This is a genomic window from Polaribacter sp. R77954, from assembly GCF_044595335.1.
Lineage (GTDB): Bacteria > Bacteroidota > Bacteroidia > Flavobacteriales > Flavobacteriaceae > Polaribacter.
In genome coordinates, this window is sequence record NZ_CP138992.1 from 2,661,437 (window position 1) to 2,677,566 (window position 16,130).

At 31.8% G+C, this 16,130-nt stretch carries 10 protein-coding genes; 9 read left to right on the forward strand and 1 reads right to left on the reverse strand.

The window, feature by feature from the left end:
• Positions 1-16: 16 nt before the first annotated feature.
• Positions 17-904, reverse strand: a complete 888-nt coding sequence (locus SJY27_RS11635; RefSeq protein ID WP_397445010.1) for an AraC family transcriptional regulator — start codon at positions 902-904, stop codon at positions 17-19.
• Positions 905-1,431: 527 nt separating this feature from the next.
• Here SJY27_RS11635 and SJY27_RS11640 point away from each other — a divergent pair.
• The 9 genes from SJY27_RS11640 to SJY27_RS11680 all read left to right on the forward strand — a co-directional run bounded on the left by SJY27_RS11640 (position 1,432) and on the right by SJY27_RS11680 (position 16,118).
• Positions 1,432-2,838: a hypothetical protein gene (locus tag SJY27_RS11640; RefSeq protein WP_397445011.1), complete on the forward strand. Its 1,407-nt coding sequence runs from the start codon at positions 1,432-1,434 to the stop codon at positions 2,836-2,838.
• 42 nt (positions 2,839-2,880) lie between these two features.
• On the forward strand, positions 2,881-5,907 hold the full coding sequence (locus SJY27_RS11645) for a SusC/RagA family TonB-linked outer membrane protein (RefSeq protein WP_397445012.1): 3,027 nt from the start codon (positions 2,881-2,883) through the stop codon (positions 5,905-5,907).
• 4 nt (positions 5,908-5,911) lie between these two features.
• The gene (locus tag SJY27_RS11650) at positions 5,912-7,492 is read left to right on the forward strand and encodes a RagB/SusD family nutrient uptake outer membrane protein (protein WP_397445013.1); all 1,581 of its coding nucleotides are present in this window, start codon (positions 5,912-5,914) and stop codon (positions 7,490-7,492) included.
• Between the two features lie 21 nt (positions 7,493-7,513).
• Positions 7,514-9,139, forward strand: a complete 1,626-nt coding sequence (locus SJY27_RS11655) for a glycoside hydrolase (RefSeq protein WP_397445014.1) — start codon at positions 7,514-7,516, stop codon at positions 9,137-9,139.
• A gap of 42 nt (positions 9,140-9,181) precedes the next feature.
• The gene (locus tag SJY27_RS11660) at positions 9,182-10,618 is read left to right on the forward strand and encodes a hypothetical protein (RefSeq protein WP_397445015.1); all 1,437 of its coding nucleotides are present in this window, start codon (positions 9,182-9,184) and stop codon (positions 10,616-10,618) included.
• 126 nt (positions 10,619-10,744) lie between these two features.
• Positions 10,745-12,304, forward strand: coding sequence for a glycoside hydrolase (locus SJY27_RS11665; RefSeq protein WP_397445016.1), 1,560 nt, complete (start codon positions 10,745-10,747; stop codon positions 12,302-12,304).
• Between the two features lie 14 nt (positions 12,305-12,318).
• On the forward strand, positions 12,319-13,929 hold the full coding sequence (locus SJY27_RS11670) for a sulfatase (protein WP_397445017.1): 1,611 nt from the start codon (positions 12,319-12,321) through the stop codon (positions 13,927-13,929).
• 47 nt (positions 13,930-13,976) lie between these two features.
• Positions 13,977-15,380, forward strand: a complete 1,404-nt coding sequence (locus SJY27_RS11675) for a sugar porter family MFS transporter (RefSeq protein WP_397445018.1) — start codon at positions 13,977-13,979, stop codon at positions 15,378-15,380.
• Entirely contained in the window at positions 15,381-16,118 is a 738-nt protein-coding gene (locus tag SJY27_RS11680; RefSeq protein WP_397445019.1) for an SGNH/GDSL hydrolase family protein, read from the forward strand.
• The last annotated feature ends 12 nt before the right edge of the window (positions 16,119-16,130 follow it).

The window sequence follows — 16,130 nt, forward strand, 5'->3', positions numbered from 1 at the left end:
CATATTTAACTTAAGTTTATTTACGTTGGCTTTGCTTGTAGTTTCTGGGAGATTTTCCCATAAAATTCTTAAAAGTTCTTGAGAAATATAATGGGTCGTCAAAACCAATTTTATAGCTAATTTGTTTGATGCTTAAATCTGTATAGCTAAGATATTCACAAGCTTTTTGAACTTTTTTTAATTTAAAAAATACAAGTATAGGGTAGCCAGTTTCTAATTTGAATTTTGTGTGCAGGTAAGATTTTGAGTAATTAAATTTAGATGCGATTTTATCAAGCGTCAAATTCTTGTCTATATTGTTCATTAAGAATTCTTTGACAGAGTCTATTAGATTGTCTTTTGGGTGTGTGGTGCTAATCGAGTTAAGTTTGTGGTAAACAAATGAACTGATAAAATTCAAGCCCAATAGATTTGCATATTCAATACTGTCTAATAAATAATTATTGTTTAATAAATCGAAAATTTTATTAAATTGGTCAATAGTGTTTTTTGAGAAGGGGATGTTTTTATCGTTATTGATATTGTTTTTTGAGTATCGATTATATATTTTTTCGCTAATAGAACCCTTGAAATGAATCCAATAAATACTCCACGGATCATTGTCATCAGCCCTGTATTCGTGCCGAGTATTTCTTGGTATTATACAAAAATGATTTGGAGAGATTAAAGTTCTTTGATCTTCAATAGTAACTACTCCCTTTCCTTTGGTACAATATATGAAAATATACTCTTTAGCTCCTTTTTTTCTTAATCTATAATGATGGCTTGCAACCGGATAATAACCTAAGTCACTAATGTAAAATTGTTTAGAAATCGGGTTGGTTTTTATTTGTTCTATAATTGCTTTGGGAAATGCAATCATTTTTTGCCCAAGAAAACCTTCTTTTAAAGTATTTTTATCCATATTCCTGTTATTTTATTTTAATGTCAGAATTTAATGGTTAATTTTTTTTTGTTGAATGAATAGTTTTTTATAGGTGTAAATATAAAAAATATAATTTTTAGGCAAATGTTTTGTGGTAAATAAAAATATTTTAAAATCCATGTATCATAAAAAAATTACTTCTTTTTGTTTCTAGTTACAAAAAAAAGTAATTCTGTATTGTTTTTTTAAAAAGTTGCTATTTATTTCTTACCAAAAATTTATTTTTTATGTTTTACATAAAGTTTAGTTGTAAATAATGTAAAAAAAAGTGAATAAAATATTATTGTCCATATATATGATTTTTTCGTCTATTCTGTCAGAAATTCTATAGGGTATATTTGTTAAAAATTAACATATTGTTGATATATATTTAAAATAAAATCAAAAAAAAGAGATATTGTTAATTTGTTTAGATAAAATCAAGATAACGGTTTTTATATTAAAAAATAGAAACGTCTATGTTTGATTAAGTAAAATAGAATAAAGCAAAACTAAATTAAACTAAAATGAAAACAATTAAAGTAAAATTGGTAACAGTAATTTGTCTGCTTGCAATTATTGTAGCTTGTGATGATTCTGTAGAAGTAGATTCGACACCAGAATTTATTTCATTCGTAAAAGAAATTTCGTCTTTACCCGGGCAAACACTTGTCTTTCAGGGGGTGGTTTCAGATCCTGCAGGAATAAGTTCAATTAATATTAAGTACGAACCTTGGTTTTTAGATAAAACTATTGTTAGAGACTCCTTAACTGATATTTATGAGTTGTCTTATCGTTTTAAAGTTCCACAAGGAGAAGAAATGAATAGTGTTCATAATATTCCAATTACAGTTTCTAATATAGGAGGAAATGTTTCAACAAATAATGTTGTTGTAACTTTAGATTTAGATATTTCAAACCCAGTAATACAAATTGCAAGTCCAGCTAACAATGCAACTGTATTAATTGGTGCTGGTAATGAAATAGAGTTAGATGTTACTGTAACTGATGAAAACCTTGCGGAATTTAAAATAGAAAGCAGTGTGTTAAATGAAACTATAGCCATTTCTGGTCAGTCATATAATTACAAGAAATCTCTTGATATTTCAGATTTGGGGAGCTACGAATTTACAATTACAACAACAGACGTTGCGGGTAATTTAGATTCGGCTACTGTATCAGTAAACGTTCTTGATGAATTACTTTTTGATGTTATGTATGTTACTGATGTTACTAGTGATGCTGATTTGAATGAAGATTTGTTTGGTGTTCCATTCAATACAGAAGCTAGCACAGCTACCACAGAAGATGGTTATGTTTTTACTGCAAAGTATTATTCTGCTCAAGAAAACTCAGAGATTAGATTTATACCTCAACAAGCCTCTTTTGCTCCTTATACTTTTGGTGCAGATTCAAGTACAAATGGAAAATTAGTGCTTGGAAGTGATGCAACAGTTAGTCCAATTGTGGTTCCTGGTGTTGGTTACTATGAGGTTAAAATGGATCTAAGAGATCAAAGTTATTCAGTAGAGCCTTATACACCAACAGATACAGCTTTCGATCAAGTGTATGTTTTGGGAAGAGGGGTGTATGTAGATGCAACTACTTCTACTTGTACAAATAACGCAGATGGTTCTACGCAATGTTGGCATTTTAAATCAGGTAAGCCGTTTGTTCAAGCTGCTGATAATCCACACTTATGGACATTAGATGTTACAGTAAAGGATCAACCAGATGATAATGGTGCAAATGGATTTATATTAAATGCTAACCCAGCTGGGTGGAGTCCTTTTTGGAGGGTAGATGGTAGTGATCCATCCATAACTATTCCTAATGGTGGATCTAACTATGTCTTTGATGATAGTGCGCTCAATAAAGATTACACATTTATTTTTGATACACATTTAAACAGACTTGTAGTTAAAACAAGATAACGAGTATTTAGAATAGATTAACAACAATTAAACATACATTAAATGAAACAAGTACTATTAATTTTAATATTTTTTTTAGGTATTGTCTTTTCGGCAACGTCTCAAAACACTGTTGTTGGAACAATAACAGATGAATTAGGAGACCCAATACCAGGGGTAAGTGTACAAGAAAAAAACACAACTAACGGAATTGTGTCTGATTTCGATGGTAAATACAAGATAAAAGTTGGTGAAAATGCCGTTTTAATATTTAGCTACTTAGGATTCAAAACACAAGAAATTTCAGTAAATTCTAGAAGCACAATCTCTGTAGTTTTAACTACAGAAAATCAACAATTAGATGAAATAGTTGTAATTGGTTATGGATCTGTAAAAAAAGATAAAATTGCCACTTCTATAGCTACTGTTGAAGGAGAGGAAATTTCAAAACAAGTGGCCAGTAATCCAGCAGAGGCTTTACAAGGAAAAGCAGCAGGGGTTCAGGTTTTATCTTCAGGAGGTTCGCCAGGTGCATCTCCTAGAATAGTAATTCGAGGTATTACTACAGCTAATGGAAGTACAAGTCCTCTTATAGTTATTGATGGTATTTTACAGCCAAATGGTACATCTTTAAACTCTGTAAATGCCCAAGATATAGATAGTTTTCAAATTTTAAAAGATGCAGCAGCTTCTGCAATCTATGGTTCAAGAGCATCTAATGGTGTTGTTCTTATTACAACAAAAAGAGGTAAATCTGGTAAGTCAGTAGTTAGTTTAGATGTAAATTACGGTGTTCAATACTGGCAAAAAATAGAAAGTGCAGATGCGCAAGAGTATATAAGAATAATGAATACTAGAAGAACTAACGATGGTAATTCACCACTTTTTAATCCTGATGACTATCCAGGTGAAGGTACTGATTGGTGGAACGAAGTTGTTCAAAATTTTGCACCAGTTTTAAACGCTAATGTAAGAGTTTCAGGTGGTTCAGATGAGTTAAAATATTCTGGAAGTGTTAGTGTTTTTGACCAGCAAGCCAACTACTCTAAAGGATTTTACCAAAGAATTACGGGTAGATTTAATGTAGATTATAAAATTTCTGATAAAGTAACGCTTAAACAAGATCTTAGTCCTAGAATCGAAAAATGGGAAAGTACACCAAATTTGTTGTTCAACTCAATGAGAATTGATCCTCTAACACCAGTATATATACCACAAAGTCAACGAGAAGGTAGAAACGAATATAGTATTTTTGGCCTGTCTCAAAATTTAGTACCAAATCCTGTTGCTCAGTTGGCAAGACAATTTAATGAAAATGATTTTTTCGGATTTTTCTCTAATACTCAATTAGACTATAAAATTTTACCAAGCTTAACATTTAGATCTCAACTTGGATTAAATATTTCTAGACAAACTTCTCAAAATTTCAATCCAGAGTATTTTATTGGTCCAAACCGTCAGTTAGAAATTAATAACTTAACCAAAAGAGTAACAAATAATTTCGATTATGTATTAAACAATACAATAACATTTGATAAGACTATTAATGATAAACATTACTTAAATGTTACTGGAGGTATAGTTTTTGACTCAGAAAACTGGGATTATTTACAAGGGTATATGGATGGTATTCCTAGTAATACAAACATGAATCTGTGGCAGCTAGATGCAGCTGAAGGAGAAACCATTAGAGCAAACGCTAATAAAGCAACAGATAATATTTTGTCAGGAGTATTTAGAACTATTTACAGTTACGATAATAAATACTTTTTTAATGGATCTGTAAGGGTAGATCAATCTTCAAGATTCCCGAAAGACGGTAGAACAGGTGTGTTTTCAAGCGTGTCTTTTGCTTGGGATGTAGATTCAGAAGATTTCTTTAAAAGTGAGGTTATTAATAATCTAAGAGTTAAAGTTGGTGCTGGTGAAGTTGGTAATCAAAATATAAGTCGTAATGGTCAATTCTTTTCTATAGGCTCTGGAGATTTTGTATTTGGAGGTGATCGTGTTGTAGCTAACTTTTTATCTCAATTTGGTAACCCTAATTTAAGATGGGAAACTGTTAGAGATAAGAATTTTGGGGTGTCAATTGGGTTGTTTAATAATGAAATTACCTTTGAGGCAGAGTATTATGAGAAAACCTCAGAAGATTTATTGTTTAGTGTAGAAACACCAAATTATACAGGTATACCTGGTACTGTAGCGCAAAATGTAGGTAGTTTTCAATCAAAAGGGTTTGATTTTACTTTAGGGTATAATAAAACATGGAATGATTTTACATTAGGTGCAAATTTAACGCTTTCTACCAATGAAAGTAAAGCAATTGAACTAGCTCCTGGAAACGAAGTAATTCTTGGTCAAAGAAGAGCTCGATTAGGAAATAGGTTTGTAAAAATAACCGAATTAGGAGAAACTGTAGGTTTGTTTCAAGGCTATCAAACAGCAGGGATATTTCAAAATCAAACCGAGTTGAATTCTCATACATCAGAAGATGGTACTATAATTCAGCCTAATGCCCAAATAGGTGATTTACGATTCGTAGATCAAAATGGAGATGGGGTTTTAAATGATGAAGATTTGACAACGATTGGAAATCCATTTCCTGATTTTTATGGAGGTTTGAACATTAATATGAGTTACAAGAAATTTGATTTTTCTATGCAGTGGTATGGTACTGTTGGAAACGATGTGTTTAATATTAATACAGAGTATATACTTGCAGGTACACAAAACTTAAATGTAATAGCGGGTCTAGAAAATCAGGTGTGGTCTCCAACAAATACAGGTGCGCAATATCCAAGATTAACAGAACTTGATAGAAATGGAAATTATCAAAATCCATCAGATTTGTTTATAGAAGATGGGTCTTATTTAAGGTTGCGTAACATTCAATTAGGTTATAATTTTAAATTAAAAGGGATCAGTAAAATGCGCCTTTATCTTGCGGGTCAAAATTTACTAACATTTACAAAATATTCTGGGTTTGATCCTGAGGTAAGTAGTGGAGGTATTATTAATGGCTTAGGAGTTGATACTTCAAGCAACCCAGTAGCAAAAACATTTTTATTAGGATTAAACTTAACATTATAAAATTATGAAAAAACTTATTTTATTTTTAGGATTTTTTGCAGCTTTTCTAAGTGTAAGTTGCGATACAGACAAAATATTAGATCAACCTTTACAGGGTAGACAGCAATTAGATGATTTTTTCTCAACACCAGAAAATGCAGAGTCATTTGTAAATAGTATTTACCAAATGGTTAATGGTACAAATTGGAATCAAGTAAATTTTCAGCGTCAAATCAACGAAATGGCATCTGATGATAACTGGGCAGGAAATACAAGGCAGCCAAGACCAGATATTACAGGTATAGCACAATATAATGTGTTTCCAGGTTCTACTTACTTTAACTTATTTTGGGAAAATCATTACATAGGTATAACAAGGGCTAATATAGCTCTAGATAGAGTTCCTGAGGTAGAAATTGATGATGAAACAAAAGCTAGATTAATTGCAGAAGCAAAGTTTTTAAGAGCATTCTTCTATTTTGATTTAGTTAGAAACTTTGGAGGCGTACCTATTGTAACTACGTACAATGAAATTTTAGAACCAACAATTAATGATAAGGTTAGGTCTTCTGTAGCTGAGGTTTATGAGTTTATTGAATTAGATTTAAACGAAGCCATGAGTTCGTTACCATTAAGAAGCCAGCAATCTTCAGATCAGTCAGGAAGAGCAACTAAGGGTGCAGTACAATCTTTATTGGCTAAAGTGTATCTCTTTGAAGAAAAATGGGCAGAAGCTCAGGCAATGGCAAAAACTGTTATGGATTCAGGGGAGTATAGTTTAGAGGCAGATTTTGCAGATATTTATAAGGTAGGGAACTTAAATAGTGTTGAAACTATTTTTGAAATCCAATACATTAATAATCCAACATTTAACGGTGTTGGTGGTCAGTTTTCCATTACTAACGGAAGTCGTGGAGATCGTGGATGGGGATGGACATCACCTTCAAGTGATTTGGAAAATGCTTTTTTAAGTGAGGGTGATAATATTAGATTAAGGTCTACAATTATAAAACACGGGGAGCCTGTTTTTGGTGATCCTGCAGTAACTTCATTTGATGGGAAGCCTAGTGAAAATAAATCTGGTCGTACCAATAGAAAGTATTACATTCCAACAGATGAAAGACCAGATCCATATCAAAGAGGACAGTTGCCATTACATTACATTCATTTAAGATTAGCCGATGTTATTTTGATACACGCAGAAGCTGCTTATTTTAATGGAGATGAAACAGCTGCTAAAAGCTCTTTGCAATTGGTTAGAGATCGAGTTCAATTGCCTTCTAAAAATAATTTATCTGGAGACGCCTTAAGAGATGCAATATGGAAAGAAAGAAGATTAGAGTTGGCTTTAGAACAGCATAGGCTTTATGATCTTAGAAGACAAAAAATAAACGGAGTTCCTAGAATTGCTCTAATACTAGGTCCAAATGGTTCTTTTGTAAAGTACAATACAGAGGTAAGTACAGATCCTTTTGAGACAACTAATTTATTGGAACCTCAAAATAGTGGAGCATTATTTGATCCTAATATTCACTTATTATGGCCAATACCACCTGAAGAGATTCAATTATCTAGAGGTAATATCGTGCAGAATCCTGGATATTAATTCGGTTTTAATAAATACAATATGTTAAATAAGTATTTTGATTATTTTTTTGGAGTAGTTTTTAGTTTGGTTTTTCTTGGCTGTAGTCAAGATATGGGTACAGATCCAAATGACCCAAAATTTGATGTTCCAGAAGAAGGTATAATACTTAATATCAATAATACATTTCAAGTTATAGATCATTTTGGTGCTTCAGGTGGTTTTCAAGATCAATGGGTCGGAAAATGGCCTGATGCATCCAAAAATAAAGTGGCTGAATTGCTTTTTAGTTCAGATACTGATGTGCAAGGTAATCCTAAAGGAATTGGTTTGTCTTTATGGAGAACAATTATAGGTGATGGAGCAGCTGATCAAGTTAATAGTGGTTTTTCTGCATCCAATTGGTTTAGAGAAACAGAGTGTTATTTAGATGCTTCTGGAAATTACAATTGGTCAAAGCAGCAGGGAGAGCAGTGGTTTATGAACAAAGCAAGAGAGTTTGGAGTATCTAAATTTACTACATGGGCAACAGCACCTCCTTATTTTATGTCTAAAAATGGTTATGTTTTTAGTACTTCAGATGTAAGTAATTTTAATTGTAAGCCAGAAAATTATACTAAATATGCAGATTTTTTAGCAACTGTAGTGAAGTATTATGAAGATCAGGGTTTTAATATTACAACTGTGTGTCCGTTTAATGAAACTCAATATCAATGGAATGCAGCTGCAGGTTCTGCTCAGCAATCAGGAACAAGGGCAACAAATGCAGAAATAGCTCAAGTAACTAAAATTATCGATAACGCATTTACTCAAAAAGGTGTAAAAGCAAAAATTATGCTTCCAGAAGCAGCGCAACTAAAATATTTGTTTGAAGGTGGTAATAACACTAGTAATCAGGTTAATGATTTTTTTAGTGAGTCTAGTTCAAATTATATTGGAAATTTAAAAAACTTATCTAAATACATAGCAGGTCACAGTTATTTCAGTAACGGATCTACTCAAGAGTCTTTAAGACAAAGAAAAACGTTAAAAACAACTTTAGCAAATTACAACTTAGATTATTGGCAGACAGAATATAGTCTTTTAGGTACAGGTTATCAACAAGGTTTAGATGTTTCAGCTTTTACAGAAATTGATTATGCATTATGGATGGCTAGAATAATTCATACAGATTTAGCTTTTGGAAATGCAACAGGTTGGAGTTTTTGGACGGCTTTAAATCAATCGACTTTTGGAGATCATCCTTTTCGGTTTAATTTAATTCTATATCAACCAAATTCAAACAGTCCTGCACATACCGATGGTACTTTTACTCCTAACAAACTTCTTTGGGCGTTAGGTAATTATAGTAGGTTTGTTAAACCAGGAATGGAGAGGTTTGAGGTTGTTGATGCAGATTATAATGATGAAACATCAGTTGAAAACTTTATGATTTCAGGTTATAAAAATCAAAACACAAATGAAATTGTGTTGGTATGTGTTAATAATACCGATACAAACAGAGATTTAAAATTAGAAAATTATAGTACAGATTTTGAAATCAAGGGAGATGCTTTTGAGGTATATACAACTTCAAATATAAGTAATTTAAGAAGATCTGAAGTCTCTGTAGATAATATAAGCATACCAAAGAAAACTATAGTAACATTAAAAGCTGTCTTAAAATAAGTCTAGCTAAAAAATCTTTAATTAAAATTAAATTAGTACAACATGAAAAAGTACATCGAATTGAAATCTTTTTTTTTAGTTATAATATTTGGTCTTTTTGTTTTCTCTTGTTCAAGTGAGGGAGGTACAGATCCTAACGATCCTATTTTTGATGATATTGGTGATGGAGGTGATGTTACAGGTGATATAGCTTTTGATGTAACACTTAAAGTTGATGCAACTGATGGTGTAAATATAAATCCAGATATATTTGGAGTAAATAATGATTGGAGGAGAGTGCCAAATACGGGTTTTTCTACTTTTACAAATACGCTTGAAGATATGGGGTTAAATTCTAAAGTTTTTAGATTTCCTGGTGGTTGGGAGTCAGAATTTTATGCTTGGACAAGCAATACAACTCCAAACTGGAATGATGCACCATCAGAACCTGGGGCTTCTGTATCTGCACTAAAAGAGAACTTCAATAATTACAGTATAGTAATTCCTACTGTAGATGCTATGAATACAAACCCTGGTTCTTCTCAATGGAACAATGCAATTCGAAAGTTAGAGCAAGTTGCAGAAAATGCGATTGAAGCATCAGGTATTGATAATGGTATTGTAGAAATTGGTAATGAGTGGTGGTTGCAATGGGCAGGAGGTGTTTCTAGAGCTCAGAAGTTAGATAAATATGTAAAAGTTGCAATGGAAATCGCAGAGCATCTAGATCAAAAATTTCCAAACCATTCTTTTAAACTTTTAGTAAATGGTGATTATACTTTTCCTGATGAGTTTACAACGATGAAGCAGAAATTTACAAAGGCTTACGATGTGATTGATGGAGTAGCATTACATACATATACTGGATATACAACAAATACACACAATATAAAAGACTTAGAAAAAAGAATAATAGATTGTGCTAATAACTTCAATCCAAACAAAAATTTCAAGTATCTGTCAGAGTGGATGCCTTCTAGAGATTACAATGAAAGAGCGCTTTATATGGAGGCAGCTAATATTATTCCAGATATAATTCATATTTACGCAAGATCTGGTTCTGAAGCAGCAGCTTATTGGCCACCAGTAAACACTCCTGTTCCAGGTTTAGGTTTAACGAATTGGAATTTTTCTAAAATTTTCCCAACAGGTCAAATTTTAGGTGAAATGGCAAGTGAATATAAAGGTAAGGCATTAAAAACAACATCTAATACATTTCATATTGCAGCAGCTTTACAAGATGCAAGCACTATGGTTTTATATGTTACAGGAGCTAGAGAAAGTGGTAAAAAAGTTGGAGTCAAAGTAGAGGGATTTACCATAACTTCTATAGAAAGTGTTCATCGTTTTGTTCCTTTTGATTATAATGATACAGCTAAAGCAGAATCATACATAACAGAGGTAGCTTCTGCAGAATTATCTTCAAATAATGAAGTAGTTTTTGATATTAATAAAGAGGGTTTGCATCAAATATATAAGATTATTTTAAAGGGTAACTAATCTTAGGAATAAGTGTTTTTGTCCATGTTTATGCTCTTGACGTCTATTTTTATTAATTGATCTTTTGTTAATTTTGTTAATGAAATAGGGGGATTAAATTAAGTTTTTGGTAATTTTTTACAATAAATGAATAAGAGTAGTATTTTATATGTTTTTATAATTTTTATTTTTCTGATAAATAGTGAGTCTAAAGCTCAACAACAAGTTTCAAAAATAAATATTAATTCTAAAGAAATATATCAAACAATTGAAGGTTTTGGTGCGTCTGATGCATGGAGATGTCAATTTGTTGGTAAAAATTGGCCTGAACAAAAAAGAAAAAAAATAGCCAAGTTACTTTTTAGTCAAGAGGTTGACAAACAAGGAAACCCAGAAGGAATTGGACTTTCAATTTGGAGATTTTATATAGGCGCAGGAACAACCGAACAAAAAGATAGTTCTCATATAGAAAATGAATGGAGAAGAAGTGAATCTTTTTTAGATCCTAAAGGAACTTACGATTGGACAAAACAGAAAGGGCAACAATGGTTTTTAAATTCGGCTAAGAATTATGGTGTTGATAAATTTTTAGCTTTTTCTATTTCAGCTCCTGTTCAATGGACAAAAAACGGAAAAGGTTTTAATGGTGATAATAAAGATGGAGAGATAAATTTAAAACCAGAGCATTTTGATGATTATGCTCAGTTTATGGTTGAGTTTCTAAAACACTTTAAATCTAAAGGAATTGCTTTTGATTATTTAAGTCCAATAAATGAACCACAATGGGATTGGGAAAAAAAGTCGCAAGAAGGAACTCCAGCAACCAATGTCAATATTTTAAAAATATCAAAATTATTAAATCGAAAAATAGAAGAAAATAAGCTGTCAACAAAGATTGTATTAGGAGAGGCTGCAGATTTACGTTGGTTGTATTCCGATTTTGGAAAACCAGAAAGAGGAAGTCAAATAGAATATTTTTTTAATCCTAATAATCAATTAAAAAATGTAAAACAAACCATTTCAGGACACAGTTATTTTACAACCTGGCCAGTAGATAGTTTAATATCGATCAGAAAAAAATTAAATAGTAAACTAAAAGATTACAACGTAAATTATTGGCAAAGTGAGTTTTGTATACTTGAAAAAACAGACGACATTGGAGGAGGATGGAAAAGAGATTTAGGTATAAATACTGCACTGTATGTAGCACGTGTAATTCATGCAGATTTAACTATTGCAAATGCAAGTTCTTGGCAGTGGTGGACAGCCTTAACAAATGCCAATTTTAAAGACGGTTTAATTTATTTAGATACAGGAGATCAAAAAGATTTGTACAATTTGAATAAAATGAAATCGGATGGAGATTTCCATGATTCTAAATTATTATGGGCTTTTGGTAATTTTTCGAGATTTATTAGGCCTAACATGCAACGTGTAAAGATTCAGTTAAATGAAAAGAAGTCATTAAAACAACAATATAAAGATTTAATGTTGTCTGCATATGTAGATCAGAAAACCTCAAAACTTGTAATCGTTGCCATAAATTATGGTGATACAGATAAAACTATTGATTTTTCAGGCTATAACATTCAAGCTAAATACGAAACATCAAAAGATAAAAATCTAGAGTATCAAAAAGTAACAAAACAAATAATAACAGTAAGTAGACGTTCAGTAAATACATTAATAGGTAGTACATCCAAATAAAAATACATCAGTAAATGAAATTTAAAAATAATTTTTTAGAATCAGTTTTAAGCCTTTGTTTAGTTGCCATTTTATTAAATGGCTGTAAGGATAAAGAGGAAAAAAGTAATAGTAGTACTCCAAAAAAACCGAATATCGTTTTTATTTTGGCAGACGATCTTGGTGCTCATGATTTAAGTTATTCAGGTAGTAAATATTATGAAACTCCAAATATTGATGCTATTGCCAAAGAAGGAGTACAATTTACGCAAGGATATGCTGCAGCTCAAGTATGTAGCCCCTCTAGAGCAAGTTTAATGACAGGGCAGTACACTACTCGTCATGGAGTAACAGATTGGATTGGTGCTGCAACTGGTAAAAAATGGGGAGATTATTACAACACTAAAGTGATGCCACCAGAGTATGCTCATGCTTTACCAGAAGAGAATATTACAATTGCAGAAGCTTTAAAACAAAACGGATACAAAACCTTTTTTGCAGGAAAATGGCATATAGGTGATGAACCTTATTCTCCAGAAAATAATGGATTTGATATTAATATTGGAGGATGGGAAGTTGGAGGTCCAAAAGGAGGATATTATGCACCTTGGAGAAATCCTAAATTAGATTACAAATACGAAGGTGAAAATCTAACAAAACGTTTAGCGTTAGAAACTGCAGATTTTATTTCAACTAATAAAGATGAACCATTTTTTGCTTTCTTGTCCTTTTACGCAGTTCATGGTCCTATTGAAACTACCCAAGAAAAATGGAGTAAATATAGAAATAAAGCAGAAGCTCAAGGTATACCTGAATCTGGTTTTGAAATGGAGGCAAGATTGCCAATCAGAAATGTACAAGATAATCCTATTTATGCAGGTTTAGTAGAATCTATGGATGATGCTGTTGGTGTTGTTTTAAAAAGATTAAAAGAATTAGGTATTGATGATAATACAATAATAGTCTTTACTTCTGATAATGGAGGAGTTGCTAGTGGAGATGCATTTTCTACGACGAATTTCCCATTACGTGGTGGAAAAGGATATCAATGGGAAGGTGGTATTAGAGAGCCTTATTTGATCAAAGCACCGATGTTAAAAAACACTCCAAAATCTGTTGATTACCCAGTTTCTGGAATCGATTTTTATCCTACACTTTTAGATTTAGTTGGTGCTAAGAAAGATCCTAAACAGATTATAGATGGAGTAAGTTTATTGCCATTATTAGAAGGGAAACCTTTAGATACAAGACCATTATTTTGGCATTATCCTCACTATGGTAATCAAGGAGGTGATCCTGTAAGTATCATCAGAAAAGAAGCGTATAAATTGATTCATTATTGGGAAGATGGGCATGATGAGTTGTATAATTTATCAAATGATCCAGGAGAGAAAAATGATATTTCTAAAAAAGAAGAACTAATTGCTAAAAGTTTAAGAGCAGAGTTAGATACATATTTAAAAAATATGAATGCTAAAATACCTGAAGTTTATGCCGATTATGATGCAGCTAAAGCAGCTAAAAAACAAGAGGAAAGAAGAACGAAAATGTTACAACGTCTTGAAAAGCAACGTAAGAACTTTTTGAGTAAAGATTTTGATCCTAAGAATAACTGGTACGACAGTAGCTTGAATACAAAAGATTAATAAATAAATACCAGACCACAACAGTTTACTTACCAAAACAATAATTTATGTCTAAAACTAAATTTAACTTTGCCTATTTATTATTCCTTGCACTTGTATCTGCAATGGGTGGTTTCCTTTTTGGATACGATTGGGTAGTTATAGGAGGAGCAAAACCATTTTACGAACTCTTTTTTGATATTAGTTCGCAACCAACATTACAAGGTTGGGCAATGAGTAGTGCGTTAATTGGCTGTATTTTTGGGGCAGTTATCTCTGGTTTTGTCGCGGATAAATTTGGTAGAAAACAACCTTTAATTTTAGCTGCAGCTTTGTTTACGTTATCTGCATTTGGTACAGGTTATGTAAATGAATTTACACCCTTTATAATTTATAGACTTATAGGTGGTTTAGGTATAGGATTGGCGTCTACTTTATCGCCAATGTATATTGCAGAAATTGCACCAGCAAAATATAGAGGGCAATTTGTAGCGATTAATCAATTAACACTGGTAATAGGAATTTTAGCTGCTCAAATTGCAAACTTTTTAATCGCAGAAGCTATACCAGATGGTTTTTCGCCAGAAATGATTTTAGCTTCATGGAATGGGCAAACAGGATGGCGTTGGATGTTTTGGGCAGAATTGATTCCTGCAATTTTATTTTTTGCGTTGATGTTTATCGTGCCTAAAAGTCCAAGATTTTTAGTAAAAATAAACAATAATGATACTGCCAAATTGGTTTTATCTAAAATAGGTGGAACTTCTTATGCTGAAGAAGAGTTGGCCAATATTAAGCAAACACTGCAAGAAGGAAATACCTCTAAAATTAGTTTTTCTGATTTTAAAAGTCCAAAGATTAAACCGATCCTAATTATAGGTGTTGTTTTGGCAATATTCCAACAATGGTGTGGTATCAATATTATTTTCAATTACGCTGAAGAAATTTTTACAGCAGCTGGTTACAGTGTAGGAGATATGTTATTTAACATTGTAATTACTGGTAGTGTAAACCTAATATTTACACTTGTTGCAATGCGAACGGTAGATAGTTGGGGGCGTAGAAAATTAATGCTATTAGGTTCTATTGGTTTAGGTGTTGTGTACATTATTTTAGGTGGTGCTTATTACATGGAATTTACAGGTTTACCTGTTTTAATTTTAGTAATTACTGCCATTGCAATTTATTCGATGTCTTTAGCACCAATTACATGGGTAGTTTTATCAGAAATCTTTCCAAATAAAATAAGAGGTGTAGCAATGTCTATCGCAACATTTTCACTATGGGTAGCTTCATTTATATTAACCTTTACTTTTCCAATTTTAAATGATGCTTTAGGAGCTTCAGGTACATTTTGGGTATATGGTTTCATCTGTATAGCAGGGTTTTTATTCATAAAAAATAAGTTACCTGAAACCAAGGGTAAAAGCTTAGAAGAAATAGAAATAGAACTAACAAAAGACAAAGAATAAATGATAAAATTAAAAAAACATAAAATTCTAATTGTTATTTTATTAATGAGTTTAAACTTTGCTTGTGCTCAAGAATTTTCTAATTCTAATAAGGATATTGTAAAGCATTATTTAGATTCACTAAAAAAAGAATTAAAAGTAAAGTGGCCAAAGAATAGAACTATTAATCTGGTTTTTCACGGGCATTCAGTTCCTACAGGTTACACTACAAGAGGTGTTATAGATCGCTCAAATTCTTATCCGTACAGAACCTTAAAAAAGGTCAACGACTTTTATCCGTATTCTGTGGTAAACACTATCACAACTTCAATTGGTGGGGAACAAGCAGAACAAGGAGCAAAACGTTTTAAAGCTGAGGTATTAAATCATAGGCCAGATGTACTTTTTATTGATTACGGATTAAATGATAGAAGTATTGGTTTAGAACGAGCAAAAATTGCTTGGGAGCAAATGATAAAAGAAGCCTTGCATTATGGAACAAAAGTAATTTTACTAACCCCTACACCAGATTTAAAAGAAGATATTTCTTCAAATGAAACTCCTTTAGCCAAACATAGTGCACAAATAAGAGCGTTAGCAAAAAAGTATAATGTTGGTTTGGTAGATAGTTATCAGCTATTTAAAGACTTGGCATCAATTCAACCATTAATAGGGTATATGTCTCAGAACAATCATATCAATCAAAAAGGACATCAATTTGTTGCAGATGCTATTTTCGAATATTTCAAAATACACTAATAGAAGAAAGAA

Coding starts and splice junctions, on each gene's coding strand:
- SJY27_RS11635 (WP_397445010.1), bottom strand. CDS start 904: ATGGATAAAAATACTTTAAAAGAAGGTTTTCTTGGGCAAAAAATGATT.
- SJY27_RS11640 (WP_397445011.1), top strand. CDS start 1,432: ATGAAAACAATTAAAGTAAAATTGGTAACAGTAATTTGTCTGCTTGCA.
- SJY27_RS11645 (WP_397445012.1), top strand. CDS start 2,881: ATGAAACAAGTACTATTAATTTTAATATTTTTTTTAGGTATTGTCTTT.
- SJY27_RS11650 (WP_397445013.1), top strand. CDS start 5,912: ATGAAAAAACTTATTTTATTTTTAGGATTTTTTGCAGCTTTTCTAAGT.
- SJY27_RS11655 (WP_397445014.1), top strand. CDS start 7,514: ATGTTAAATAAGTATTTTGATTATTTTTTTGGAGTAGTTTTTAGTTTG.
- SJY27_RS11660 (WP_397445015.1), top strand. CDS start 9,182: ATGAAAAAGTACATCGAATTGAAATCTTTTTTTTTAGTTATAATATTT.
- SJY27_RS11665 (WP_397445016.1), top strand. CDS start 10,745: ATGAATAAGAGTAGTATTTTATATGTTTTTATAATTTTTATTTTTCTG.
- SJY27_RS11670 (WP_397445017.1), top strand. CDS start 12,319: ATGAAATTTAAAAATAATTTTTTAGAATCAGTTTTAAGCCTTTGTTTA.
- SJY27_RS11675 (WP_397445018.1), top strand. CDS start 13,977: ATGTCTAAAACTAAATTTAACTTTGCCTATTTATTATTCCTTGCACTT.
- SJY27_RS11680 (WP_397445019.1), top strand. CDS start 15,381: ATGATAAAATTAAAAAAACATAAAATTCTAATTGTTATTTTATTAATG.